The 26,017-nt window shown below is 39.4% G+C and carries 20 protein-coding genes; 10 read left to right on the forward strand and 10 right to left on the reverse strand.

Features of this window, described 5'->3' with window-relative positions; translation table 11 throughout:
• Positions 1-53: 53 nt before the first annotated feature.
• The 3 genes from HYG79_RS15265 to HYG79_RS15275 all read right to left on the reverse strand — a co-directional run bounded on the left by HYG79_RS15265 (position 54) and on the right by HYG79_RS15275 (position 4,470).
• Entirely contained in the window at positions 54-698 is a 645-nt protein-coding gene (locus HYG79_RS15265) for a response regulator transcription factor (protein WP_179242929.1), read from the reverse strand.
• Between the two features lie 666 nt (positions 699-1,364).
• Positions 1,365-3,131: a PorP/SprF family type IX secretion system membrane protein gene (locus HYG79_RS15270; RefSeq protein ID WP_179242930.1), complete on the reverse strand. Its 1,767-nt coding sequence runs from the start codon at positions 3,129-3,131 to the stop codon at positions 1,365-1,367.
• A 142-nt stretch (positions 3,132-3,273) separates the two neighbouring features.
• Positions 3,274-4,470 (reverse strand): TolB family protein, encoded by a 1,197-nt coding sequence (locus HYG79_RS15275; protein ID WP_179242931.1) that lies wholly within the window; start codon positions 4,468-4,470, stop codon positions 3,274-3,276.
• A 258-nt stretch (positions 4,471-4,728) separates the two neighbouring features.
• Between HYG79_RS15275 and HYG79_RS15280 the strand changes: the two genes are divergently transcribed.
• The 5 genes from HYG79_RS15280 to HYG79_RS15300 all read left to right on the forward strand — a co-directional run bounded on the left by HYG79_RS15280 (position 4,729) and on the right by HYG79_RS15300 (position 9,721).
• Entirely contained in the window at positions 4,729-5,517 is a 789-nt protein-coding gene (locus HYG79_RS15280; RefSeq protein WP_179242932.1) for a carboxylesterase family protein, read from the forward strand.
• 142 nt (positions 5,518-5,659) lie between these two features.
• Entirely contained in the window at positions 5,660-7,381 is a 1,722-nt protein-coding gene (locus HYG79_RS15285; protein WP_179242933.1) for a GMC family oxidoreductase, read from the forward strand.
• Between the two features lie 3 nt (positions 7,382-7,384).
• Positions 7,385-8,101 (forward strand): gluconate 2-dehydrogenase subunit 3 family protein, encoded by a 717-nt coding sequence (locus HYG79_RS15290; protein WP_179242934.1) that lies wholly within the window; start codon positions 7,385-7,387, stop codon positions 8,099-8,101.
• Positions 8,101-8,922: a sugar phosphate isomerase/epimerase family protein gene (locus HYG79_RS15295; protein ID WP_179242935.1), complete on the forward strand. Its 822-nt coding sequence runs from the start codon at positions 8,101-8,103 to the stop codon at positions 8,920-8,922. Before HYG79_RS15290 ends, HYG79_RS15295 begins: the two co-directional genes overlap by 1 nt.
• Positions 8,923-8,989: 67 nt before the next feature.
• Positions 8,990-9,721: a M15 family metallopeptidase gene (locus HYG79_RS15300; RefSeq protein ID WP_179242936.1), complete on the forward strand. Its 732-nt coding sequence runs from the start codon at positions 8,990-8,992 to the stop codon at positions 9,719-9,721.
• Positions 9,722-9,727: 6 nt separating this feature from the next.
• Here the strand turns inward: HYG79_RS15300 and HYG79_RS15305 are convergent, their stop codons facing one another.
• From HYG79_RS15305 to HYG79_RS15315, 3 genes are all read right to left on the reverse strand, one after another.
• On the reverse strand, positions 9,728-10,840 hold the full coding sequence (locus tag HYG79_RS15305) for a THUMP-like domain-containing protein (protein WP_317168459.1): 1,113 nt from the start codon (positions 10,838-10,840) through the stop codon (positions 9,728-9,730).
• A gap of 73 nt (positions 10,841-10,913) precedes the next feature.
• Positions 10,914-12,017: an AI-2E family transporter gene (locus HYG79_RS15310; protein ID WP_179242938.1), complete on the reverse strand. Its 1,104-nt coding sequence runs from the start codon at positions 12,015-12,017 to the stop codon at positions 10,914-10,916.
• A 2-nt stretch (positions 12,018-12,019) separates the two neighbouring features.
• Positions 12,020-12,670 carry a DUF4159 domain-containing protein gene (locus HYG79_RS15315; RefSeq protein WP_179242939.1) on the reverse strand — a complete coding sequence of 217 codons (651 nt, stop codon included), beginning with the start codon at positions 12,668-12,670 and terminating at the stop codon, positions 12,020-12,022.
• A gap of 39 nt (positions 12,671-12,709) precedes the next feature.
• On the opposite strand from HYG79_RS15315, the gene HYG79_RS15320 reads away from it, so the two are divergent.
• Complete coding sequence (locus HYG79_RS15320; protein WP_179242940.1) at positions 12,710-13,495, forward strand: DUF1223 domain-containing protein; 786 nt, start codon at positions 12,710-12,712, stop codon at positions 13,493-13,495.
• Between the two features lie 72 nt (positions 13,496-13,567).
• Here HYG79_RS15320 and HYG79_RS15325 read toward each other — a convergent pair whose 3' ends face one another.
• Both HYG79_RS15325 and tsaD read right to left on the reverse strand, forming a co-directional pair.
• Positions 13,568-14,275, reverse strand: coding sequence for a 16S rRNA (uracil(1498)-N(3))-methyltransferase (locus HYG79_RS15325; RefSeq protein WP_179242941.1), 708 nt, complete (start codon positions 14,273-14,275; stop codon positions 13,568-13,570).
• A gap of 12 nt (positions 14,276-14,287) precedes the next feature.
• Positions 14,288-15,316 (reverse strand): tRNA (adenosine(37)-N6)-threonylcarbamoyltransferase complex transferase subunit TsaD, encoded by a 1,029-nt coding sequence (tsaD, locus tag HYG79_RS15330; RefSeq protein ID WP_179242942.1) that lies wholly within the window; start codon positions 15,314-15,316, stop codon positions 14,288-14,290.
• A gap of 108 nt (positions 15,317-15,424) precedes the next feature.
• Here tsaD and HYG79_RS15335 point away from each other — a divergent pair, with 108 nt between their 5' ends.
• The 4 genes from HYG79_RS15335 (at position 15,425) to HYG79_RS15350 (ending at position 22,905) form a co-directional block, all read left to right on the forward strand.
• A complete protein-coding gene (locus HYG79_RS15335; protein WP_228027885.1) occupies positions 15,425-19,834 on the forward strand; it encodes a translocation/assembly module TamB domain-containing protein in 4,410 nt (1,469 codons plus the stop codon).
• Positions 19,835-19,965: 131 nt separating this feature from the next.
• A complete protein-coding gene (pfkA, locus tag HYG79_RS15340) occupies positions 19,966-20,952 on the forward strand; it encodes a 6-phosphofructokinase (protein WP_179242943.1) in 987 nt (328 codons plus the stop codon).
• A 22-nt stretch (positions 20,953-20,974) separates the two neighbouring features.
• The gene (gap, locus tag HYG79_RS15345) at positions 20,975-21,976 is read left to right on the forward strand and encodes a type I glyceraldehyde-3-phosphate dehydrogenase (protein WP_179242944.1); all 1,002 of its coding nucleotides are present in this window, start codon (positions 20,975-20,977) and stop codon (positions 21,974-21,976) included.
• A 77-nt stretch (positions 21,977-22,053) separates the two neighbouring features.
• The gene (locus tag HYG79_RS15350) at positions 22,054-22,905 is read left to right on the forward strand and encodes an N-acetylglucosamine kinase (protein WP_179242945.1); all 852 of its coding nucleotides are present in this window, start codon (positions 22,054-22,056) and stop codon (positions 22,903-22,905) included.
• A gap of 1 nt (position 22,906) precedes the next feature.
• On the opposite strand, the gene HYG79_RS15355 is transcribed toward HYG79_RS15350, so the two are convergent.
• Positions 22,907-23,287, reverse strand: a complete 381-nt coding sequence (locus tag HYG79_RS15355; protein WP_179242946.1) for a RidA family protein — start codon at positions 23,285-23,287, stop codon at positions 22,907-22,909.
• 24 nt (positions 23,288-23,311) lie between these two features.
• The gene (locus tag HYG79_RS15360) at positions 23,312-26,014 is read right to left on the reverse strand and encodes a putative LPS assembly protein LptD (RefSeq protein ID WP_228027996.1); all 2,703 of its coding nucleotides are present in this window, start codon (positions 26,012-26,014) and stop codon (positions 23,312-23,314) included.
• Positions 26,015-26,017 lie beyond the last annotated feature (3 nt).

Here is a 26,017-nt window from a genome sequence, read left to right on the forward strand (position 1 = left end):
CACTGGCATTTTATTCAAAAGAGCTTCTATGAGGAAGCTCTTTTTTTTGATAATCAAGCACAGTTAGCCAATTCTTGATCGATCTCCTGTAATTTGATAAGGGCTTCGGATTTTGAATTTACGTTGAGTTTCAAATAGATGTTCTGCATATGAAAATTTATTGTACTTGTGGTCACGAATAATTTTTCGGCCATAACTTTATACGTGGCGCCCATTTGCAGATAATCTATAATTTCATTTTCCCTCTCAGAGAACATTTCATAAGATTTACGACTAAACGTTGATACTATTTTTTTTATGATGTCGTGACTCATAGAAACACCTTCATAGCGTATTGAGTTAAGTGCCTCATATAAACGCCTTTCGCTAAGGGGCTTTGTTAAATATCCAACAGCACCATTTTTAAACGATTTTTTTATGATTTCAAAATCAGATTGGTCGCTGACCATGATTATTTTGGCATTCCAATCTTTTTTACGAAAATGTGAGATGCTCGTAATTCCATCGGTTCCTTCAAGGGAAACATCCGACACTATTATGTTTGGCATTATTGTATCGTAATCGTCTAAAGCATGGGATATGGTGGTATATATACCTTCTAAGGAATAGTCCAAGTACCTCTCAAAATAGTAGGTATAGATTTCATGGAATTTTGGGTCATTGTCAATCACAATGATTTTTTGAATATGTGGTTTCATAGAAATGGGGGGATTTGGTTTGTACTGTTTGTTATCAAAATCAGACCATAACCTATCCTATCATTCGCTCATATTATCTTTCTCAAATCGATTTACCAAATAAATCAAAATGGAAGTAATCCTAGTACGAATCTTACGATTTTAACAGGGTCAATGCTTTCTAGAATTGCCTTAGGCAATAGAATTTAAGCCCTTGCAAGAAAGGATGTGGTTACAATCTATATTCTAAGAGTATAAGCTAACGAGGATAGAAACTAAAATGTTCGAGTAGCCTTTTTAGATTTTCTTCCTTCTTGGTTACAAAGGAACAGATTTTGACATTACGTCGTAGGTTAAGGTAATTTTCCATCATTTGGGGGGATTTGGAAGTTATACATTTATTTATACTCAAATGTAAAAAATAAAGCTATACGCCTCGTTTAAATGTGAGTTTTTTCGTTCAAATGCAGACCGGTTGGTTTGTATACCTTATTTAATTCTCCCGAATTGTATGGTTTGTTTCAAGTAGATGTGAGAGCTCATTCATAATTGAATAAAAAAAGAAGGGGCTGTATTTATCCCCCCGGATACCCCTTCTTTTTATCAGCACAATATTCAACCTCTATGTAAATAAACCAAATACATAATTTTTTAATCTAATTCTTAATTCATTGCTAATTGCCCACTTTATTCATAACCGTCACCATCTTCATACATATTGGCAGCGGTCGCAGTGGTATGATCTACTTGCATGATCCACTTTTCATCGTTGTACTTGCCACCCAAATTTGAAACGAAAGCGGTCTCGGCATCTTGCTTTACGTCAAAGTCGGCCAAGTAAACGTAATGTAAACCGTTTTCTTTGTTATAGAATTTTTTAGGATTGAGGCCTTTCTTTTTCAAGTCGTTCATAAAGGCATTTAGATATACCTTGTTTTTATACACGTTCGCGATTACATAATAGCCTGAAGTTACCCCTACAACATCGGATTTTCCTAAAGATTTAATTGGAGGTAGTTCCAAGAAATCTTTTCGATGGTTGGTTTTCACGACTTTTGTCTTTGCCACAGGTTCAACTGCTTTGCTATTTGTTGCCAACAAAGTACCCGATACCGTATTAATATTCTGAGCTGCTTTCAAGTTTTGTTTGATATCGCTTCGGATGACCCTGACAATGGTCTCAAACCTTCTTTCAAATGCTTCGTTACGGGCTGCTTCTATAGAGTCTTGTCTTAAAATAAGCTCATCCAAGATCAATCTGTTTTGGTATGCCAGCGAGTTAGCATCGGTTTCTGATACGGTTTGGCCCTCTATTGGTCTATATTGTTGGGCCAGTGCGTTGGCATCGGTTTTTGTGGTTTTATTCTCATTATGTCGGGTTTTGTCTCTCTTTCTTTGTTTATCGTTCTCTTCTTTAAGGGCCAGGATTTGCTCCTCATAATTTCTTACGATTTTATCTATTCTTGCATCTTCGGAATCACTAGTGTAGTTTGTTGATACATCGTTTTCGTTTTTAAAGGTATAAGCCATGGATATTTCATGATTCCATCCCAAATCCGTATCACCTTGTAAAACATCTTTCTCCATTAAATAACCCAGTGACATTTTTTTGCTTATGTTAAAACCTAATCCCATAGATAGTCCATATTGGTCGTCCATAGTAGTTTGAAACCATCCATAATTTGGTAAATCCAACAAAACAGAACCGAGGTAGGATACACTACCGTTCTCATTTCTGCCCATCTGAACCAGTGGCATCAACCTCGCATCGGCAAATAATCCCCTACTGGCGTTGAACGTTTGCGTATATTGTAAAGAAGCTTTTATGCTTTTATCATTCAGATTGGTCAAAAATTCGTTTGTAGTCTGGTTATAGCGTAGCAAATCCTCTGCATATAGACCAAAGTCAAATTTTCCAACGGAAAGGGTAATACCGGGTTGGACCGCAATCTTACTTTCTTTTCTCGCATCAATAATATTGGGATCATTTTCTGTAGCAACAACCCTATTTTTATCCAGACCCGAGTTAAAATAGGTAACGTTGGCACCAAAAGTCAATCTACTTTTCGCTCCCAATTTTACCGCTGTGGCGTAATTGGCATTAAATCCGAATTCCTGCACTACGCCCGACCATTGGCTATAGACCCCTATTCCCAAGGCCGTGTTTTCATTTAGCTTATTGCTAAAGCCCAAAAAATAGTTTTGGCTATTGTCCTCAAAAGTCGCATATTGGTTTCTGTGCAATATATTTAGGTAAGATTTATTTTCCCTGACCAATGAGAACGTTGGGTTTATTAAAAACCGGTTGAAAAATAACTGGTTGTGGTACGTGTTGCTCGAACTAAGATTTTGGTTCACTTCGGTTTGCTGGGCACACGTTACCTGTATACCTATAACCGTACAAAATATAAGTAAAAAACTTATTTTATTTGATGTTGATATATTATGGTTCATGGTACTAAGATTTGAATTATGCTATCAGGGTAAGGTCCTGACTCACCTGTATTTTACAATCTGATACTTGTTACTGGATTGTTTGGGTAATAGACTTTTGGCTAGGGGGTAACCAAAAGTCTGGGTTGAGTTCTTTACATTATCATTCGTCTTCAAAAACTGTTGAGGAATAATCTATTTTTACATCGTTTGTAAAAGCATCGGCGATATCAAATTCCCTTTTCGCACTGGCGTTGTTTTCTTGTTTGTTAACGTATGAGAAGGCAACTTGATGAATGTTCTCCTTGTTTTTTCCTCGGTTTGACATTACATAGCCCATACCGTTCTTGGTCGTAAAGCGTATGGCCAAATCATCCTCGGCACTGTTGATAGGGCTGCCCAAATTAACCGCAATACCTACTTTTTTTTCGTTAACATCTACCATATAGATATCCATTCCACCATACCCCTTTCTTCCTTCCGATGCAAAGAATAAGGTATTGCCACCTACGAGGTTGGGATAGAGGTCATTTTCCTTGGTATTTACCTTTGTGCCTAAATTTTTGGCAATACCCAAAGAACCGTCTTTACGAATATTGGAAACATAAATGTCATATTTGCCGAATGTTCCGGGCATATTTGATGCAAAAAACAATCGTTTGCCATCCTTTGAAACTGTTGGATGTAATACCGAAGCATCTTTAGGACTCAAGCTTACCTGCCTGATGTTTTTCCATCGTCCGTTTATTTTTTCCGCTTTGAATATTTTATGTACCAATTGTTTTTTGGAGAAAATGCCAGTTGACGGTTTTACGAGTATTTCCTTGCTGAAATATGCAGTATTTCCATCTTCGGTAAGAGCTACAGGCGCTTGTTGCATAAAAGGATGTTTGTTTTTACCGTCTACTTGTAGCATTGCGGTCATTGGTTCATCCTTAAAATTAAGGTTCAGCTCATTGAATCTCTCATCTTTTTTGGAAGTCTGCTTTGTTTTGTAATCAGACCTTACCGAAGCCAACCAATCTTTGTCATTGGCGCTGAAGGCAACTTCTTTGGCTCCCGTTTTGTGTAAAGCGTAATTGTACCGTTCCTGATAACTTTTGCGCAGTTGGCCATTATGGCTTACGGTCTTTAACTTTCGATACCAAAATATAGCGGTTTCATAATTTTCGCTCAAAAAGTAGGCATTTCCTAAATCTTCAAAAATTTCTTGATCGGTATAACCAAAATCTATTAGTTTTTGATAATTCTGAGACTTTTTAGCGTTCTCGTTCGTAGGTTTGGATTGTGCTGTTAGTGCAGTACTGAACAGTGTTATAATACATCCAAAGATCACATTGTAGAAGAGGGGATTTTTCATGATTTCTTCGATTAAAGGTTAATAATCTTCGACAAAGTTCACAAAACACACCCAAAGTAGTACTAGCAAAAATTCATAGGTTTTACAGAAAGAAGGTAGATTTGATATCAAAATAGGCGTTAAATCCTTGATTGTTTTCGTAGAGGATTTCATATTTTAAGGTAGCCTGGGCAGGCTTTTAATTTTTTTCGACAAACGGTAAACCATTTATGTAAATCCATTTATTTAACTTCACAAATGTGAAAATATACGCCTTCAATGAAGAAATCCTTGTTACTTGTTTCTATTTTGATCAACATACTTTTTTTGCTGACCTTTTTTGTTTTGGCGTATTTTGGAACAGGTCCTTTTTCAAGTACACCGCAGATAGATATTCATGCCCCTGTACAATTGACTCCACAGCTCATTGAGAGTGAAATGCATACTTTGGTCAATGAGGATTTAAAATACTATCTATACTTTCCCAAAGATTACGAGGTCAAAAAGGATGGGAAATTCCCACTGCTTTTATTTCTCCATGGTGGCGGCGAATCCGGAGCCGCTATTGAAACCATTAAAAGTAATGGTCCGCCCAAGTTGATAGCAGAAGGTAGGGACTTTCCTTTTCTAGTTCTTGCGCCTCAAAACCCGTATCAGAAAAAATGGTGGAATACAAGGTCCGTCAATCAACTGTTAAATGCTATAATCAAAACGCATAGAGTGGATTTGGACCGAATATATATTACCGGTTTAAGTAGGGGGGGCGGGGCAGCTTGGGAAATGGCGGTGCAATACCCTGAAAAGTTTGCCGCTATGGCCGTTGTTTGCGGAATGGCCCCAGTGCCCTATGCATCATGGATAGATAAGGATTTGCCCATTTGGGTATTTCATGGCGACCAAGATGAGTCTATTCCCATATCTGAATCTATTGAGATGGTGAACAAACTAAAAGAAATGGGCAGAAATATAAAGTTTACTATTTATGAGGGGGTAGGGCATAACTCCTGGGAAACGGCATATAGCGACGAAGAGCTCTACATCTGGTTGCAAAATCAAAAGCGTAAATAGCTTCTTAATAGATAATTTCCTACGGTATAATGTCATTCCACCATGTCTAGTTGCACTAAAGCCATAGTAACGATGTTGTTCGTATAAAAAATTGTTAAAACATGATATTAATTTATAAATTGTGGTTCATAAAAACCATACTATGCAGATAAAGGAATCACCGGAAGTTTATGACGTAATTATTGTTGGATCTGGAGCTGGTGGCGGAATGGCAACAAAACAATTGGCCGATGCAGGCCTAAACGTAGCAGTAGTTGAAGCAGGGCCATTTTTTGATCCCGCAGACCCTAAGACGATGACGCAACTAAAATGGGCCTATGAATCCCCAAGGCGATTTGCCGGTACTGACCGTGCTTTTGGCGGGGATGATATGTCATATGGTGATTGGGAAGTTGAAGGGGAACCCTATACACATACAAAAGGCACTATATTTAGATGGTGGCGTTCCAGAATGTTAGGAGGCCGCACCAACCATTGGGGGCGTATTTCGTTACGCTTTGGGCCAAAAGACTTTAAAGGCAAGACCAGAGATGGGTATGGCGATGATTGGCCCATTGGTTACGATGATGTTAAACCCTATTATGACAAAGTAGATAAATTAATCGGTGTATTTGGAACCAACGAAGGTTTGGAAGATGACCCGGACGGTTTTTTTCTACCGCCCCCAAAACCAAGATTGCATGAGCTTTTTTATATAGAAGGGGCAAAAAAATCAAATGTTCCCGTAATTCCGGGACGGCTGTCAATGTTGACCAAAAGGATAAATAATGAACGTGGTATCTGTTTTTATTGCGGGCAGTGTAAAAGGTCATGCTCTGCCTATGCGGATTTTTCCTCGGGGAGCTGCTTAATATTTCCAGCACAAAAAAGTGGTGGTAAGGTCAAGATTTATGTGAACTCAATGGTACGTGAGGTTTTAACCAACGAAGAAGGTAAAGCAACAGGTGTATCCTACATAAATAAGGAAGACCGTAAAGAGTATGCTTTAAAGGGTAAAGTAGTCGTGCTGGCCGCGTCTGCTTGTAGCTCTGCACGTATCCTCCTAAATTCTAAAAGCAAGCAACACCCGAACGGATTGGGCAATAGTAGTAACTTGGTCGGTAAATATCTACATGATTCCACCGGGTCGGGAGCTGCCGGCGTAATTCCTGGTTTAATGAACCGTAAGGTGTCCTATAATGAGGACGGTGTTGGGGGAATGCATGTATATTCCCCATGGTGGGGCGATAATTCCAAACTTGATTTCCCACGAGGTTATCATATTGAAGTTTGGGGGGGTATGTCCATACCAAACTATGGCTTTGGGTGGAACCAAGGCGATCTTAACCAGTATTTTGGTTTAAAGGTCGGTGGTTACGGCGACAGCTTAAGAGAAGAGGTAAAGAAATACTATGGTGCCGTAATCGGTTTTGGCGGTAGAGGCGAAGGTATCGCAAGAAAAGAAAACTATTGTGAGATCGATCCCACTACGGTTGATGAATATGGTATACCAGTTTTAAAGTTCAACTATCAATGGTCAGATCTGGAGAGAAATCAGGCAAAGCATATGCAAGACACCTTTGAAGAGATAATACACAACATGGGTGGGCATTATTTGGGCGAGAAACCGGGCAAGGATAAGGATTACGGCCTAAATGCCCCCGGAGAAATCATACACGAGGTAGGAACCACGCGAATGGGTGATGACCCCAAAACTTCGGTTACCAACAAATTTAATCAATTACATGACGTCGATAACGTTTTTATCGTAGATGCGGGGCCGTTCGTTTCGCAAGCCGATAAAAATTGTACTTGGACAATATTGGCACTTTCGTGGAGAGCGTCGGATTATATTATTGAGCAATTGAAACAACAAAATATTTAGACCATGGATAGAAGAAAAAGTATACAGACCATAATCCTTGGAGCTGGTGCATCGGCCTTGGCATTTCATGGTTGTAAAACAGATGGTGAGAAAACGAATCAGGAAATTCCGGCTACCGAGGACACCAAATATTTTGGTCGTACCCCAAAAGAACTGGAACGTATTGAAAAACTGAACGCCGAACAATTGTTCAATACGCATGAAATGGAGACCATAGCCGTTTTGAGTACGGTGATTCTCCCCCCTAAAGAACCGCATGGCGGGCCAATTGAGGCAGAGGTTCCCGAGCTTATCGAATTTATGGGAAAAGACATTCCCGAAATGAAACCTATACTTTTGGGCGGACTCATGTGGATGGACCATAAAAGTAATACCGAGTTCGGAACAGAGTTCAAATCAGCTACCCTGGAGCAGCAAAAAATGATTTGTGACCAAATATGTTACCATGATCCAAAAATACCTTTGGATGAGCAACCCTTGGAAATCCAATTTTTTGCCTTAATGCGTAACCTAACAGTGACCGGGTACTATACATCTAAGGTAGGTATCGCCGACTTGGGTTACAAAGGCAATCAGCCCAATGTATGGGACGGTGTGCCCCAAGACGTGCTGGATCAGCATGGTGTTGCCTATGACCCGGAATGGATTGCAAAATGCGTGGATCAGAGCAAAAGAAATGTAATTGCAGAATGGGATGAAAATGGAAACCTATTGACCTGATGATGAAAAAAATACTATGTTTTTGCGCAGCACTCACAGCTACTTTTGCACTATCGGCACAAGAAGTCGGTTTACAATTGTACAGCCTAAGAAATCAATTCAAAAAAGATGTATCTGGAACCTTGGATCTCATTAAATCCTGGGATATTGTCAAAATTGAGGGCGGTGATTCTTACGGACTGCCCGTTGCCGAATTCAAGGCAATGTTGGCCGAACGTAATTTTGATATTGTTAGTGTTCAAGGCGGGTATTTGGAACTCAAAGATGATTTGAATACGGTTATCCAAAGGGCAAAGGATTATGATGCGGAATATGTAATGTGTGCTTGGATAGACCACAAAGGCGACGAGTTCGGCATCAGCAACACAAAAGAAGCGGTAGAAGTGTTCAACTCAGCGGGAAAGCGCCTAAAAGAAAAAGGGATAACTTTGGTATATCATCCACATGGCTATGAGTTTCGCCCGTATAAAAACGGTACTCTCTTTGACTACATGGCGGCGAATGCCGAACATTTTGATTTTGAGATGGATGTATACTGGTTCAGGCACGGCGGAGCAGACCCAATGGCTATGTTGAACAAGTATCCCGACAAATTCAAATTGATGCATCTGAAAGATATGCAAAAAGGTACAAAAGGAAATAACACAGGGCATTCCGATGTAGAGACCAACGTGGTTTTAGGTACAGGTCAAATTGATATTGCGGCATTGGTAAAACGTGGTAAAGAGTTGGGTATCGAATATATGTTCATAGAAGACGAATCTTCACGTTCCGTTAAGCAAATACCCCAAAGCCTGTCATTTCTGCAATCTATCAAGTAACGGCTTGATAGGTTCTTCTTTTTTATTCATATTCAAGTATCTTTACTTCATATAATATACTTGGGGAATGCGAATAGGCTTGTTATCGTTTACTTTTTTATTATTTTTTGCCTGTAAGGAAGATAAAACCAATACTGATAAAAATACACACTTCGAATCTTCAATATCTCAAGATTCGATTGTCAGGGACTCTACGTTGAACCACGATAAAAAAGTTCCCAAAAAAACGTTCAGAACCTTTGAAGGACTTGCCGATACTACCTTTGTACGCTTAGCTGATTTTAGTGATGGTTTTGCTTATGATATGCGGTATGCCACCGACAATAATTTTTTGGAGGAAAAAGTATATGAATGTGGGGAGTGCTATACTAGGGTAAAAACAGCCAAAGCATTACTTACGGCCAATGCTGATTTTAAGGGCAAAGGTGTGAAAATCAAGTTTTTTGATTGCTACAGACCCAATTCGATACAATATAAAATGTGGGAAATAGTGCCTAATTCCCAGTATGTAGCCAATCCGGAAAAAGGTTCCATACACAACAAGGGTGGGGCTGTCGACATAACTTTGGTAGATATGGATGGGAAGGAGCTGGATATGGGTACCGATTTTGATTTTTTTGGCAAACGGGCATATCACGATAATTTTGATTTGCCCCAAAATATTCTTGATAATAGAAAATTGTTGAAAGAAACCATGGAAAAACATGGTTTTTGGTCCATTCGTACAGAATGGTGGCATTACAACTTGTCAGCTGCTTCAAATGATAAGGTCGCCAATTTCAAGTGGGCGTGTGAATAAATAGGGCTAATTTTTTCTACAATGTATTACGATAAGATTGTTTTCTTTATTTGTACAGAAGAACAAATAGTCAAAACCACCATCTTTAATTTTTGATTTCTTTCGAATTTCCAAAACCGATTCGGGGAAATTACGCGTTGTGATGTTCGCTTTTTTCAGCCCTAAAGTTTTTATGGCTTTTTTATTGTAGGGCACCGTTTGCACTATATTGAAACATCTTCCGGGAAAATGCAACGCTACCACACTGGTATACAAATGGGTATGCTCGTGAAGCTTTGATAGGTTCAGTTTTTCGCCCAACAACCTAAAGGCTCCCGACTTAAGTATGGCGGCATTGGGCTCATATAGGTATTTTAGGGGAGTGTCAAATCTTGTGGTTGCTTTATTTTCCTCTAAAAATTTAAAGTCAAAAGCCTCGTTTTCGTTCTTTTTTATATTAATGGTTTTAATAAGGATATCATCCGTAAAGCCTTTTTCCAAAAGCCACAAAAGCTCTTTTACCTCGTTTTCGATGGCAACTACATGTATTTGTTTTACATATTTTAATTCTTGTATACCGTTTGAAAAATCGAGTAAGGGCGACGTTTTAACTAAAATGGTTTCCGAGCTTTTAAAAAGTAGCTCCAAATACCGGGGTACGTTTGGCATACAATCGGAAAGCAAAAACACTTTTTGTTCGGCTTTATTTCTTCTAGAAGGATCCAAATAAATTACATCAAATTCTTTTTTTGATGCTTGCAAATACGAAATGCCGTTTTCACAAATGGTAGTTATGTTACCCTGTTTTAAAACGTTGAAGTTATATGCCGCAATCGAAGAGAGTTCATCGTTTATTTCTAAATGGGTAATGGAATCAATTTTTTTACTGAAAAAATAACTGTCGACACCCAGCCCACCCGTAAAGTCTAAGAGCGATGCTCCATCAACTAAACTGGCTTTGTATTTAGCAGTGATTTCAGAAGAGGTCTGTTCAATATGTATCTTTTTTGGATAATATATTCCTTTGGTATTGAACCATGTTGGCAGCTTATTTTTACACTTTTTCTTGCTTTCTAACTGCTGTACTATCTCTTTATTGGCAACACCATCAAAAATGGATTTTTTAAATAACACTGCCATGGTGTCAGTATTCCAATTTTTATTTATAAATTGTTGTACACCAGTTTTTAATATATTTTTATTCAAAGCGATACTATAAATTTCCTGTCAACTTTTTTACGATTTTGTTTTCGGATAAAAATTCCTTTAAAATCACTTTAATCGCTGTATAGCCAGGTACGGCGACTACCATTCCAAATACACCGAACAATAGTCCGGCAATGATGATGACCAAGAAAATTTCTAACGGATGTGACTTCACGCTGTTGGAAAATATAAAAGGTTGTGAGAAAAAATTGTCTACCAATTGGCCAATTGCCAAGCCTATAAAAACATAGCCGGTCTTTGGTAGGGTTACGGTGCTAAAGTCCATCCCCAAATTACTCGTCATTGTCAACAAAAGCATGAGTACTCCGCCTATGATTGGGCCCACATAGGGTATAATATTAAAAAGGGCACAGAGAAAAGCGATTACTATTGCGTTTTCTATACCAACTATGAACAATACAATAGTGTAAATAACAAAGAGAACGAATATCTGCAAAAGCAGTCCAACAAAATATCGGGATAGGAGCCCATTGATTTTTTCGATTGAATTTACCGTTCCCTTTTCCTTTGCTTTGGGGACAAAGGTCAATAATCCGTTTTGAAACAGTTTACTGTCCTTCAGGAAAAAGAAAGAGATAAAGATTACCGAAAACAACCCTATGCTAAAAGTGCTGACCAGGTCTAAAAAAGAGTTGAGGAAATTGGGAATAAAGCTCACATCGAATTTTTTCAGGATATCATCTTTTTCAATTTCGGCTTCTTCTATAATGTCTTTGACATCACTGGGCGAAGCCCCAAAATATTGGGTTATCTCCCCATACAGAGTGTTGAGACTCTTCTGAAGTTCGTCTATATTGAGCAATGAGAGATTTTTGCCCTGCTCGGTAATTAAAGGGATAAAAAGTGCAACTATGCCGGCAATAACGGCAACCATAAACACCATGGTCAAGACAACGGCCAGTGTATTCGGAAATTTTAATTTTCTTCTTAAAAAAAGTACAACAGGCCTGCCGATTAGGGCTATTACGGCCGCTATCGCCAAATAGGCCAAAACAGACTGTATTTTATACAGAAAAAATACAATCAATGTTATACCTACGAGAATGGCAATGGCCCTTAAAATTCCGTTAGATATGGTTTTGGTGGTCATATTTAATTATTAAAGACGTAAGATACAATATTGGCTCCCATTTGCAGGGCTTTTAACCGTACCTCTTCGGGATCATTATGAACCAATGGGTCTTCCCAACCATCACCAAGATCACTTTCAACCGTAAAGAGCAACAGTAACCTGTTATCGTGAAAAATGCCCATGGCCTGTGGCCTTTTTCCGTCGTGTTCATGAATTTTGGGCAAACCTTCGGGAAAGGTGTAGGCCTGTGAAAATATGGGGTGATCCGCACCCAATTCAACAAGTTCTTTATCGGGAAAAACTTTTATGATCTCTTTTTTTAAATAGGGGGCCATACCATAATTATCATCAATATGTAAAAACCCGCCGGATAAAAGATAGGTTCTAAGGTTGTTGGCTTCCTCATTTGAAAATACAACGTTCCCGTGCCCGGTCATATGTATAAAGGGATATTGAAAAATAGAAATACTTCCTACTTCAACGGTTTCCGTTTTGGTATTTATTCGCGTATTGATATTGCGGTTGCAGAATTCGATTAAATTGGGTAGTGCGGTAGGGTTGGAATACCAATCGCCACCACCGTTATACTTTAGCACTGCAATCTCTTGTCCAGAAGTTAAAAAACTCCCAAAAAGCAGTATAACCGAACAGAGGCTTGTAAGTTTTTGCATTTGAAGTCGTACAAAGTTGTATCAAATTTAATGATAATCATGTTGAAAAAAATCATGTTGGCGGCATTAGTTTTTAGTGGTCTTGCAATATCGGGCTTTACCAAAAACAAAATCTCAAAATTGGGTATACCGGAAACGAAAGCAACCGGTGAGAATATTTATGAGCCCATTGTGGTTTTGGAGCTGTTCACATCTCAGGGTTGTTCCAGTTGTCCGTCGGCAGATCTGTTGTTGAATAAAGTAAAAAATGAATTTGATGAGAATGTCTTTGCGCTTTCCTATCATGTAGACTATTGGAACCATATTGGCTGGAAAGACCCTTTTAGTAAAGCGGAATACGGTAAAAAGCAAAGCAGCTATAATTCAAAAATAGGATATAGGGGCAATTATACCCCGGAAGTTGTCGTAAACGGTAAAGCGCATTTTGTAGGCTCAAACACTTCAAAGATGTATGCCAAGATAAATGATTATTCAAAACAAAAAACAGAAAATACCATCAATATATCCAATGTGGTCAATGATGAAAAAACCATTGGGTTTGACTATAAGTTGTATGGCAACTTGAAAAATAAAAAAGTAAGGGCGGTTTTGGTTTTGGACCAGCGCACCACGCAGGTAAAAAGGGGTGAGAACAGAGATAGAACACTCACCAATAGCAATATAGTCGTATCTGAAAAATATATTTCAACAAAAGATACTGAGGGTTTCGCTTACTTGGGCGTACCGGAAATCGTAAAACCCAAAGAAAAAGTTCACCTGATGCTGTTTTTGGAAAATGATGATCTGGAAATAACCGGAGCAGCAAAAAAAACGGTGAGCAGGTAAAGGCTTAGTTTTAGTGTTTGGTTTGTATCCACATCCCTTGATTACTTGTTCTAAGGGGTGTGGATTTTTGTTTTAGCCGTTATTGATAATATTCACGGTGGTACAAGCCACCAGAGCTGCGGTTTCCGTTCGTAATCTACTTTCTCCCAATGATACGGGCCAAAATCCGTTTTCGTAAGCGGATTTTATTTCGGGAACGGAAAAATCCCCTTCGGGCCCAATCAAAATAGTCACGTCTTTATCGGCCGCAACCCTTCTTTTGAGGTCCATTTTTTCCTCTTCCTCGCAGTGTGCAATAAATAATAGCCCATTATGTTCTTTGGCCAGGAAATCCGTCATGGGGATAGCGTCATTCAATTTGGGAAGATAAGCGCGTAGGCTTTGTTTCATTGCGGACTGCATCACTTTTTCCAATCGTTCTTTTTTAATGACTTTACGTTCCGAACGCTCACATATGATCGGGGTTATTTCGTTTACCCCGATTTCGGTAGCTTTCTCCAAAAACCATTCAAACCGGTCATTGTTCTTCGTGGGTGCCACGGCCATGTGCAACCAGTGCATCTTTTGTATTTTTTTATCGGTATCGATTATGGTTACCTTGCATTTTTTTAGGTCTGCCGATAAAATTTTGGCTTCGAATATATAGCCTTTGCCATTGGTAATATGTAGTGTATCACCCTCTTTTTTGCGAAGTACTTTAACGATGTGTTTACTTTCTTCAGTCGAAAAAACAAAATGGGCCGCACTGTTATCAATTTTGGGATTGTAAAAGAGTTGCATCTTACATTGTATTTAGTTAGTGATAAAATACCTGGCCTTTGCCGTAACGTCTTGTTTGGCAAAGTCATTTTCAATAAATTTTAAATAGCCCACAATACCGACCATGGCCGCATTATCGGTACAATATTCAAAATTTGGGATATAGGTTTGCCATCCCAATTCTTTTTGAGAGTTGATCAAAGCTTTTCGTATACCCGAGTTTGCTGACACGCCGCCGCCGATAGCTATCTGTTTTATACCGGTTTGTATGGCGGCTATTTTTAATTTGTCCATCAAAATATTGACGATGGTGTATTGAATCGAGGCGCAAATATCATTCAGGTTTTCTGCTATAAAATTTGGATTTTTTTCAACTTCTTTGCGAACAAAATATAAAATACTGGTTTTTAGCCCACTAAAACTAAAATTTAGTCCCTTAACTTTAGGTTTGGGAAAGGGAAAGGCTTTTGGGTCGCCCTTTTTTGCATAAGCATCTACCAAGGGGCCACCTGGGTAAGGCAGTCCCAGTATTTTGGCACTTTTGTCGAAAGCTTCGCCTACGGCATCGTCCAAAGTTTCCCCAATGATTTTCATATCAAAATAATCCCTCACCAAAACAATCTGGGTGTGACCGCCACTTATGGTCATGGCCAAAAACGGAAATGGGGGTTGTTTTTGGGTATCGCCCTCTATAAAATGTGCAAGAATATGGGCTTGCATGTGGTTGACCTCTATCAAAGGAACATCTAGTCCCAGCGATAATGATTTTGCGAACGAGGTTCCGACCAATAATGAACCCATAAGTCCAGGTCCCCTGGTAAAAGCTATGGCGGATACTAGTTTTTTATCGATATTTGCTTTGGTCAATGCTTGGTGCACCACAGGAACTATATTTTGTTGGTGCGCCCTAGATGCCAATTCGGGAACAACGCCCCCGTATTCCTCATGTATTTTTTGTGTTGCCACAACATTGCTCAGTACTTTTTTATTATGCAATATGGCCGCAGAAGTATCATCGCAGGAAGATTCAATAGCGAGAATGTAAATATTTTGATTTTCCACTTGGGTTTGGAATAAAAATTGAACAACAAAGGTAAAACATAAAGCCCTATCAAAAAATTAAGGAAAATACTGATTAGAACGCTGTTGGTCGTGTTATTACTATGCGTTTTGGGTACCATAATCCTGTCGCTGCCAACGGTGCAGACCAGCTTGGCGAAATATGCCACGGATACCATTAACAAAGAGTTCAATACCAAAATAAATATTGACCGACTTCGTATTTCGCTACTCACATGGGATACATCACTACGGGGTGTTTATGTAGAAGATTATCAAAAAGACACCCTTTTTTACATTGATGAACTAACAACGTCAATATTGAGCGTTCGTAATTTGGCCAGCGGTAAATTGGAATTTGGGGATATAGATATTGACAGTCTCGACTTTAAGCTAAAAACATACTTTGGGGAAAGAAACACCAATCTGGAAGTCTTTATAGATAAATTGGACGATGGCCAGCCAAGAGCACCAGGTACCCCACCTTTTTTCTTTTCTTCGGATGATGTCACGATCAACAATAGTAGATTTAGACTGATTGACGAAAACCTAGAAAACCAGGAAACCTTAAACTTTAAAGGCCTCAACATACACGCTACTGATTTCAAAATACTTGGTCCTGAGGTTACTACCCAAATTAAAGCGCTATCGCTTAATAGCAAAAGGGGGGTTACGGTACAAAAATTATCTACTGTTTTCAAATACACCAAACAACAGATGCGGTTTGATTCTTTGGGCATAAAGACCCCAAAGTCGAATATCAAGGGTAATTTGGTATTTGATTACAATCGCAAGGATTTTGCCGACTTTTTGAACAAGGTCAATATAAGCGCAGATTTTGTGGACTCCGATATTGCGCTGGACGAGATCAATTTGGTATACGACCAGTTTGGCGCAGGTAAAAAAGTAAATTTTTCCTCTAGGGCCAACGGGGTGCTCAATGACTTACAGGTTACCGATTTGTTCGCACTTTCAGGCAATACGGGAATACGGGGAGACTTCAATTTTAAAAACTTATTTGATAAACAGCGCTCTTTTGTTATGGAGGCCGATATGAAAAATGTCACTTCTAGCTACTATCAATTGCGTGCGTTACTGCCCAATTTAATAGGTAATTCATTGCCTTCGTCCTTTCAAAAATTAGGTCAGTTCACTATACGGGGAAATGCCGTTGTTACCGAAAACTCGATTACATCCAAGGTAAATATCAATACGGCGATCGGTAGTAGCTATTCTGACTTGAAATTAACCAACATCAATAATATTGATACCGCTTCTTACGAAGGTTTCGTATCTCTTATCGATTTTGATTTGGGAAGGTTTGCCGAGAACGATAAGTTGGGAAAAACCACATTGGATTTTAATGTAGAAGGTAAGGGCTTTGTTCAAAAAAGCCTGAATACGGAGGTTATCGGCGAAGTATATTCCATTACGTTCAACAAATACACCTACAAAAACCTCAAAGTCTCTGGTATTTTAAAAGATCAGTTGTTTGACGGTTCATTACAAAGTAATGATGATAATATCCAGTTCAGTTTTAAGGGGTTGGCAGATTTTAGTTCGGAGCGAAACAATTTCAACTTTATTGCATCGGTTGATTATGCCGACCTGAAGAAACTCAATTTTATAAATGATAGCATTTCCATTTTTAAAGGAAATGTAAATATGGATATTACAGGGAACACCCTAGATAATATCGCAGGGGATATCAACTTTACAAAGACCAACTATCAAAACAAGAACGACACCTATTTCTTTGATGACTTTAAGATATCCTCATCTTTTGAAAATGATTCCGTTAGAACCATAGATATCAACTCCCCGGACATCATAACGGGTTATATGAAAGGTAGCTTTAAGGTAAATGAACTGGGAAAACTTGTTCAAAATTCCGTTGGTAGCATATATACCAATTACAAGCCTTTTGAAATTTCAGATGGTCAACGGTTGAATTTTAATTTTAAGATTTACAATAAAATAGTGGATGTGTTTTTTCCTGAAGTAAAATTTGGACCAAATACGTTTATCAGAGGTAATATTGTTGCGGACGAAGGCGATTTTAAACTTACTTTCAAGTCACCCGGAATTGCCGCATATGGTAACGAATTGAACAATATTGACATAAAGGTGGATAATAAAAACCCCTTATACAATACGTTTGTTTCAGTAGAAGAGGTTTTTACCAGTTATTATGATGTACAGGATTTTAACTTGATAAATACAACCTTAAAGGATACCTTGTTCTTTAGAACAGAGTTCAAGGGCGGTAGCGATTACAACGATAGTTACAACCTCAACTTTTACCACACCTTCAACAAAGAGAACAAATCGGTGATCGGGCTTAAAAAGTCAGATATTAGCTTTAAAGACAATGTATGGGTGCTGAACAAGGACGGTAACAGCAAGAACAAAGTCATTTTGAACCGATCTTTGGACAGCATCACTATTGAGGATGTGGTGATGAACAATAACAACCAAGAGCAAATTAGGCTTAAGGGGCAGCTTGCCGACTCTACCTTTAAAGATTTGCAGTTACAGTTCAAAATAGTTTCTTTGGATAAGGTCACTCCCGCTATTGACAGTTTAAAACTAGGGGGTGAGGTAAATGGTACGTTGAATATATTGCAAAAAAACAACATCTACCTACCTACCTCAAATCTGGATATATCGGATTTTTCCATCAATGATATGCGATTGGGCAATTTAAACATTGGTATTGCGGGAAACCGTGACCTATCGGATTTTATTGTTAGTACCCAACTCAAGGATAAGGGCATCGAAAAATTGAGCATTAATGGTAATGTAACTAATAAAAACAAGCAGCCCAAAGCCAATTTAATGGCAGATTTCAAAGACTTTGATTTATCGCCTTTTAGTCCTTTGGGAGAGGGTGTCATTGAAAACATTCGAGGTAATCTTAGCGGTACGGCACAAATAAGGGGCGATATTGAAAACCCCGATATTAGCGGTTTGCTCACCTTGAACAATGCGGGTATCGGTATACCGTATCTTAATGTAGACTATGATTTTGGAAAAAACTCAACCGTTAGATTGTATAACCAAACTTTTGACTTTCAAAAAATTAAGCTTACCGATGTTGCGGAAAATACAAAAGCGACTTTGAACGGCACTATTAAGCATAAAGCATTTGGGGATTGGAGCCTCGATTTGGATGTGGATACCAACAACGATAGGTTCCTAATTCTGAATACGGAATATGATGAGGACGAACTATACTTCGGTACCGGTTTTTTAAACGGTACCGGAAATATTTTTGGCCCAACCAAAGCACTCACCATTACGGTAGATGGTGAAACCGCAAGGGGTACCTCATTAAAAATACCTTTGAGCGACGTGGCTACGGTGGGTGATTATTCTTTTATCAATTTTATTGATAAAAATGCTGAAAAAACGGAAGAAGAACAACGAACGTTAAATGATGTCGAGGGACTAGAACTGGAATTTAACCTAGATGTGACCCCAGATGCCGAAGTATCTATAATTATAGATCCAAAAACGGGGAGTTCCCTTAAAGGCACCGGAGCAGGTATTGTTTTGTTGCGGATCAACACACGGGACAAGTTTGAAATGTACGGTGGGTTTGTAGTAGTAACGGGAGAGTATAATTATAAATACGGCGGCATAATCGACAAGACATTTCTGGTAGAGCCGGGAGGGACAATAAACTGGAACGGAGATCCTTTGGATGCGAATTTGGATATGAAAGCGATTTATGCCCTTAACGCCAACCCTGCGCCATTACTCGATAACGCGGGTTATAGCCGTAGAATTCCTACGGAGGTGGTGGTAAGGCTTAGAGGACAGTTGGAACGACCGGAAATTTCTTGGAACATAGATTTTCCAGGTACAAATTCTATCGTAAAGTCAGAATTGCAATATAGATTGCAAGATCCTACCATAGAGGAACGCAATGCCTTATTTTTATTGGCGCAAGGTACTTTTGTAAACGAACAAACAGGTATCAACCAACAGGCCGTTACTGGTAACATCCTGCAATCTGGGTTAGGCATACTAAACCAAGTATTCGGCAATGGCAACGATAAACTGGATTTTGGCTTGTCCTATGAACAGGGTATACAGGATGCGAACGCAGATATTCAAACGGAAAACAGGGTTGGGGTCACACTTTCTACCAAAATAAGCGATCGGGTCTTGGTAAACGGTCGGCTTGGTGTTCCGGTCGGCGGGGGCGTAAGCGAAACTGTTGTAGCTGGTGATGTAGAGGTACAGGTACTCTTGAACGATGAGGGCACGCTTAGTGCCAAAATATTTAATCGTGAGAACGAGATTCGACAGTTTTTGGCGGACACACAAGGGTATACGCAAGGCGTAGGACTTTCCTATGAAGTTGATTTTAATACATTTGGGGAGCTTTTACAGAAAATATTTAAAAAAGACCCTTCCAAAAAGAATCGGCCAAAGTCACAAAAACTTCCCAATAATGCCATTATAGGCAAGGACAGTCTTATCCAGTTTGCAAAAAAACAAAAAGAGTTATGATACATTCATTCGCTGTTAATAAAATAATTATCAACGAAAACGTTTGAAACCCTTTGAACACTCTAAATTAGACTGCTTTACAATTCCTTTATTCAGATAAGTTTCCTAATTTTGTTGGCTTAAATTTTTTGATGAAATCAAAGATTAAAAAGATAGGTGTTTTTACATCGGGGGGCGATTCACCGGGCATGAACGCGGCCATTAGGGCCGTTGTTAGGACCTGCGCATACTTGAAAGTAGACTGCGTAGGCATTTATCGGGGTTATCAAGGTATGATAGAGGCCGATTTTAAACCTATGGATGCCCGTAGCGTAAACAATATCATCAATAAGGGTGGTACGATTTTGAAATCCGCAAGATGTGACGATTTTAGAACTGCTGAAGGCCGTAAAAAAGCATATGATAATTTGATTGCCGAAGGTATTGATGCTTTGGTGGTCATCGGGGGCGATGGTAGTTTTACCGGGGCCATGGTCTTCAACAAAGAATACGATTTTCCCATTATAGGTATACCGGGCACTATTGACAATGATATTTTCGGTACATCAAACACCCTAGGTTTTGATACTGCTACAAATACTGTTGTAGAGATCATTGACAAAATTCGTGATACGGCCAGTTCGCACAACCGTCTTTTCTTTGTGGAAGTCATGGGAAGGGATGTTGGGCATATTGCCTTGAATGTAGGTGTTGGTGCCGGAGCAGAGGAGATATTGATACCGGAAGAAAATTTAGGGTTGGAGCGTTTGTTGGAGTCCTTAAAGCGGAGTAAAAAATCAGGAAAATCATCAAGTATCGTGGTTGTGGCCGAAGGTGATAAAACTGGAGAAAATGTTTTTGAACTCAAGGACTACGTAGAAAAGCATTTGCCTATCTACGATGTTCGTGTTTCCGTATTGGGCCATCTGCAAAGAGGTGGGGCACCTTCATGTTTTGACCGCGTTCTGGCTTCCAGAATGGGAGTAAAGGCGGTAGAAAGCCTTTTAGAGGGCAAATCTAACTTTATGGTGGGTATCCAAAATAACGAAATAACCCTAACACCAATAAGCAAGGCCATAAAAGGACATACAAAAATAGATAAGGAGCTCATACGGGTTTCGGATATAATGACAACATAATTTTAATCTAAAAAAGAAGAGAATGTCAAATTTAAAGATAGGAATTAACGGATTTGGAAGAATAGGTAGATTGGTTTTTAGGACTACCATAAAAAGAGGTGATGTAGATGTAGTGGCCATTAATGATTTGTTGGATGTTGAGCATTTGGCATACCTTTTAAAATATGATTCGGTTCACGGCAAGTTCGATGGCACTGTTGAGGTTAAGGACGGCCACTTGGTCGTAAATGGCAAAACTGTTCGTATCACTGCCGAAAGAGACCCAAAAAATATTAAGTGGGATGCTGCCGGTGCTGAAATAGTAGCAGAATGTACAGGTATATTCACAACTATGGAAACTGCACAGTACCACATTGATGGTGGTGCAAAAAAAGTAGTGATTTCCGCACCATCCAAAGATGCGCCAATGTTCGTGATGGGCGTTAACCACAATGAGGTAATGGCATCGGATAAAATTGTCTCCAACGCATCGTGTACGACCAACTGTTTGGCGCCCATGGCCAAAGTACTGAACGATAGTTTTGGTATAGAGGAAGCCTTGATGACGACCGTGCATGCTACTACCGCAACACAAATGACGGTTGATGGTCCATCCAAAAAAGACTGGAGAGGTGGTAGAAGTGCATTATTGAACATCATACCCGCATCTACCGGTGCAGCTAAAGCGGTAACCAAGGTCATTCCAGCGTTGGAAGGTAAATTGACCGGGATGGCGTTTAGGGTCCCCACCGCCGATGTTTCCGTGGTTGATCTGACCGTACGCTTGCAAAAGGAAACCTCATACGAGGAAATAAAGAAAGCTTTCAAAACAGCATCGGAAGGTGAATTAAAAGGAGTTTTGGGTTATACCGATGAATCTGTGGTTTCCCAAGATTTCGTGAGCGACCCACGTACCAGTATTTTTGATGCAGGTGCAGGTATCGAATTGAATTCCAAATTCTTCAAGTTAATCTGTTGGTACGATAATGAGGCAGGTTTCTCGAACAAAATGGTAGACCTAGCCCAGCATGTAGCGAGCCTATAATTTTTATTTAGTACATGTATTCCTGAAAACAGGCTGAAAATGCTTATTTTCAGGAATATTTTTTTAAAAGAAACAGTATGATTCTAATTGTTGATAGCGGTGCTACAAAGGCAGATTGGATTGCCTTGGACGAAAAAGGTGAAAAATTGTTTTTGACCCAGACCCTAGGGCTAAGTCCAGAAGTTCTTACTAGGACCGTAATTGAGGATAGATTGGCCAATAACTTTGAACTTTCCAAAAATAGGGACGAGGTAACCAGATTGCATTTCTACGGTGCGGGTTGCGGAACAGACCGTATGAAAAAATTTCTTCATGAAATTTTCACCGATTTTTTTCCAAAGGCAAAAGTTGAGGTAAAAGAGGATACCTATGCGGCAATTTTCGCCACGACCAAAATAGGTCATCAAGGTATTGTATGTATTTTAGGCACGGGATCCAATTGTAGCTATTACGATGGTCATCAGCTTTTTCAAAAGGTAGCGTCTTTAGGATATATTCCTATGGATGACGGGAGCGGAAACTTTTTTGGTAGAAAATTGATCCGTGATTACTACTTTCACAAAATGCCTCAGGATTTGGCCATTAAATTTGCAAAAAACTACGACTTGGATGCTGACGTTATAAAAGAAAATTTATACAAACAACCAAACCCCAATACCTATTTGGCGACATTTGCCCGTTTTTTGGTAGAAAACAAGGAACATCCGTACAGTAAAGGGGTCATAGACAAAGGGTTTCAGCAATTCGTAAACAATTACATCATGCAGTTTGAGTTGGCGACCAAGGTTCCCATACATTTTGTAGGGAGTATAGCGCATTATCTCAAAGATGAGTTGATTGAAGTCTTAAAGCGTAATGATTTGGTCGTAGGTGTCATTCGCCAAAGACCTATTGATGGTTTGGTGGAATTTCACAAACAGAATATCTAACTTAGTTTACCGCGATCATTGAAATCTCCACATTTACGAACTTGGGAAGGTTTGCTACTTCGACCGTTTCCCTTGCAGGAGCTGTATCTGTATTAAAATAAGAAGCATAGACTTCGTTTATGGCGTTGAATTGATGCATATCCTTTACAAAAATAGACGCCTTTACCACATTTTCAAAAGTCATTCCAGCTTCGTTGAGAATGGCCTTCAAATTTTCCATGGATTGTTTCGTTTCTGCCTTGATGTCACCTTCTATGAGATTTCCGGTACCGGGATTCATGGGTATTTGCCCCGAGATATATAGCGTATTCCCAGAAAGTACTGCTTGGTTGTAGGGGCCTATTGGGGCTGGGGCTTTTTTAGTGGTGATTATCTTTTTCATGTATCAATTTATATTTTCATGTATTTATCTCACAATGATCGGGGGCTGGCTTCTATTTTCCCATTTAAGGTCTTTCAGCAATGAACTTTTGATGCCTATAAAGAAATTCCAACTGGTGAAACGGCCAAAAGGAGTCCAGTCGAATCTTAGCGTAAAACTCTTTAAATCCCTCTGAAAGCCCAAGTTTGTATTTACAAACCCTTTACCTACGAAATCATACCCCGAATTCCCCCGAAGACTCCATCTAGGGGAGAGTTGTATGTTCCCTGAAAACATAAGGGTATGGTTCGTGATATTTGGATCTCTGTTTCTATTGGAGTAATTTATGACATAGGCCAAACGAACGTCCCAGGGTATTTTGGTACCATATATGGGGTTTTCAATATCTTCATCGCTACCATCTAAGGAACGATTATCAAAATCGCGACTATTGGGGTCGTTTTCGTATCCGAACAAATCGTCTGTACGCCCTCCACTGGCTGCATTGTAACTGTTCTCTTCGTCCTCTGGTTCCCTATCCTCCTTACTTTTGAAAATCTCACTACTCAAAGAATAGGAAATGTTGGCACTGGCCTGTGGTAAGCGCAATAAACTCCCGCCATTCTGGATATTGAACGTATTGATACGGGTGCCATTGTTGTCAATGGCATAGGGGTCTAAAATAGCTCTGAAATTTATGGCCATTTTTTTATTGAACAGCGCTGTTGCCCCATTTAGCGAAATGGGCGCAAGCTTAAGGGAATCTGCTTCAAAATTGTATGAAGTGGCTAGATTGAAGTTGCTCAACAACGATATTTTTTTGGGTTCGGTTGCGGTTGAATCCTTATCTCGCACTTTGGCCTCCAAGGTATTCTGTAGTGAAAAGGTCATTGAGCTAGATTGTGTAAGGCCCGGTGCACCGTTCAACGTACCTTCAAACCTACTGTATTGCCGGGGCATGCCATTAGTGTCCAAAAAAGGTTGATTGTTCTCATCCAAAAAAGTATCGTAGAACTGTTCGAACGAGGGTGCATAACCATAACTGATCTGCGGCCGCATTACATGCCGTATAGCCTGTATCTTTTTATCTTCCCCAAAATTGAAAGTACCGTATAACGTTGTTCCTATGCTGGCGCTTAAACCATATCGATTATATCGATCAAAACCATTAATGGTATCGGTTACGATTTCCCGGTTGGTTTCGGGGTCAAATTCACGTTCAAATGTGTTCAAGGTCCAAACATCCTCATAATTTCCTCCCACGGTCACACTAAAATGCTTGGCTACTTTAAAATTGGTGCTTAATGGTATGGTATGCCTTGCGCCGACCTTGGCATCATCAAACATGCCGGATTTAAAAAAAAGAGAGTCAGTAGTCTGTATTCTGTTTTCCGCCCTCACATTATATTGAAAGTTCACGTTTTGCAAAATTCCTTTTTTTATGCCGTCTCTTTTTGCAAACGGAAAAATACGCTCCACACTACCTTGCAAAGTGGGTAGGGTCATATTTATGACCTCGGTATTGGTATTTTGGTTATGTGTGGCCGTTACATTAAGGTTTACCGATGGGTATCCTGTAAAGGTCTTGGAGTAGGATATAGATGATGATAGATTGTTGTTTTGCCTATTTGCCGCATTGATTCTGTTGAGTGAATTCTGAAAATATGTGCTACTACCCAGGTTGACTGATGCCGAAAACCGGGAATTTGGATTGTTTTTGGGATCTTGGGAGTGTGATATTTGAATGTTGTAAATAGTACTTCGGGTATAATCATCAAAACCTTTTTGACTGGTTATTAGGTTTTCGTACCTGAAATTTACGTTGCCCCTATATTTGTAACGTTTCATGTAAACGGACTGCGTTCTTATTCCATAACTACCATTGGTGTAAATATCCCCGGTAAGGGTGAGATCGGCATAATCGCCTATGGGTACGTAATACCCTCCATTTTGTAGAAAGTAACCACGGTTAGGGTCATTGCCAAAAGTGGGCATCAAAACACCGGCGACTCTCCCTGTAGATAGTGGGAAATAGGCAAACGGTAATGCAATGGGTGTTGGTATGTCAACGATATACAGGTTGCTGAAACCGGCAATAACTTTTTTCTTGGGTACAAATTTTGCTTTTTTCACCCGTATGTAATAATCGGGATCAATGGTATCCTTAGAGGTGGTTAGTTTTCCTTCGCTCAGAAAATAAACGGAATCATTTTCTTTTTTGGTGATTTCAGCGTAGACCTTCATGGCATCACTGCCCAATTGCCCCAAACCGGCTTGTTGTTCGGTTCTTGAGTTCCAGATAAGTGCCTTTTGAGTATCAAAATTAAAACGAATGGAATCGGGGATTACCACATTTTCACCCTGTTTAAAATAGGGGAGTTGGGAATAGTTGCCCAAAGAGTCTTTTATTCGTCCGGCATATACTTCGTTTTTAATATAATCCATTATAATGATACCCGCCTTTAGTTCAGTATCTTGATAATAGATTTCAGCTTCGTTATACAGGTATATTTTTTGGTTTTTTTGGCTTAATTTGATGGAATCTTTTGCCTTGTATTTTATTTTATCGAGTAAAAGTGGCCTTTTTTTGTTCAGCGAATCTATCTCGATAGAATCCGTTACCGTAGTATCTTGTAGTATCGTAGGAGGTAATAACGGGGCCACTATGGTATCGCCCAACGCTTTTATGGGAAGGGGTTTTATACGGTCTTCTTGAGCGGATAGGCATCCAATGCCACAGAACAGCATTAA

Source organism: Costertonia aggregata (assembly GCF_013402795.1).
GTDB classification, from domain to species: domain Bacteria; phylum Bacteroidota; class Bacteroidia; order Flavobacteriales; family Flavobacteriaceae; genus Costertonia; species Costertonia aggregata.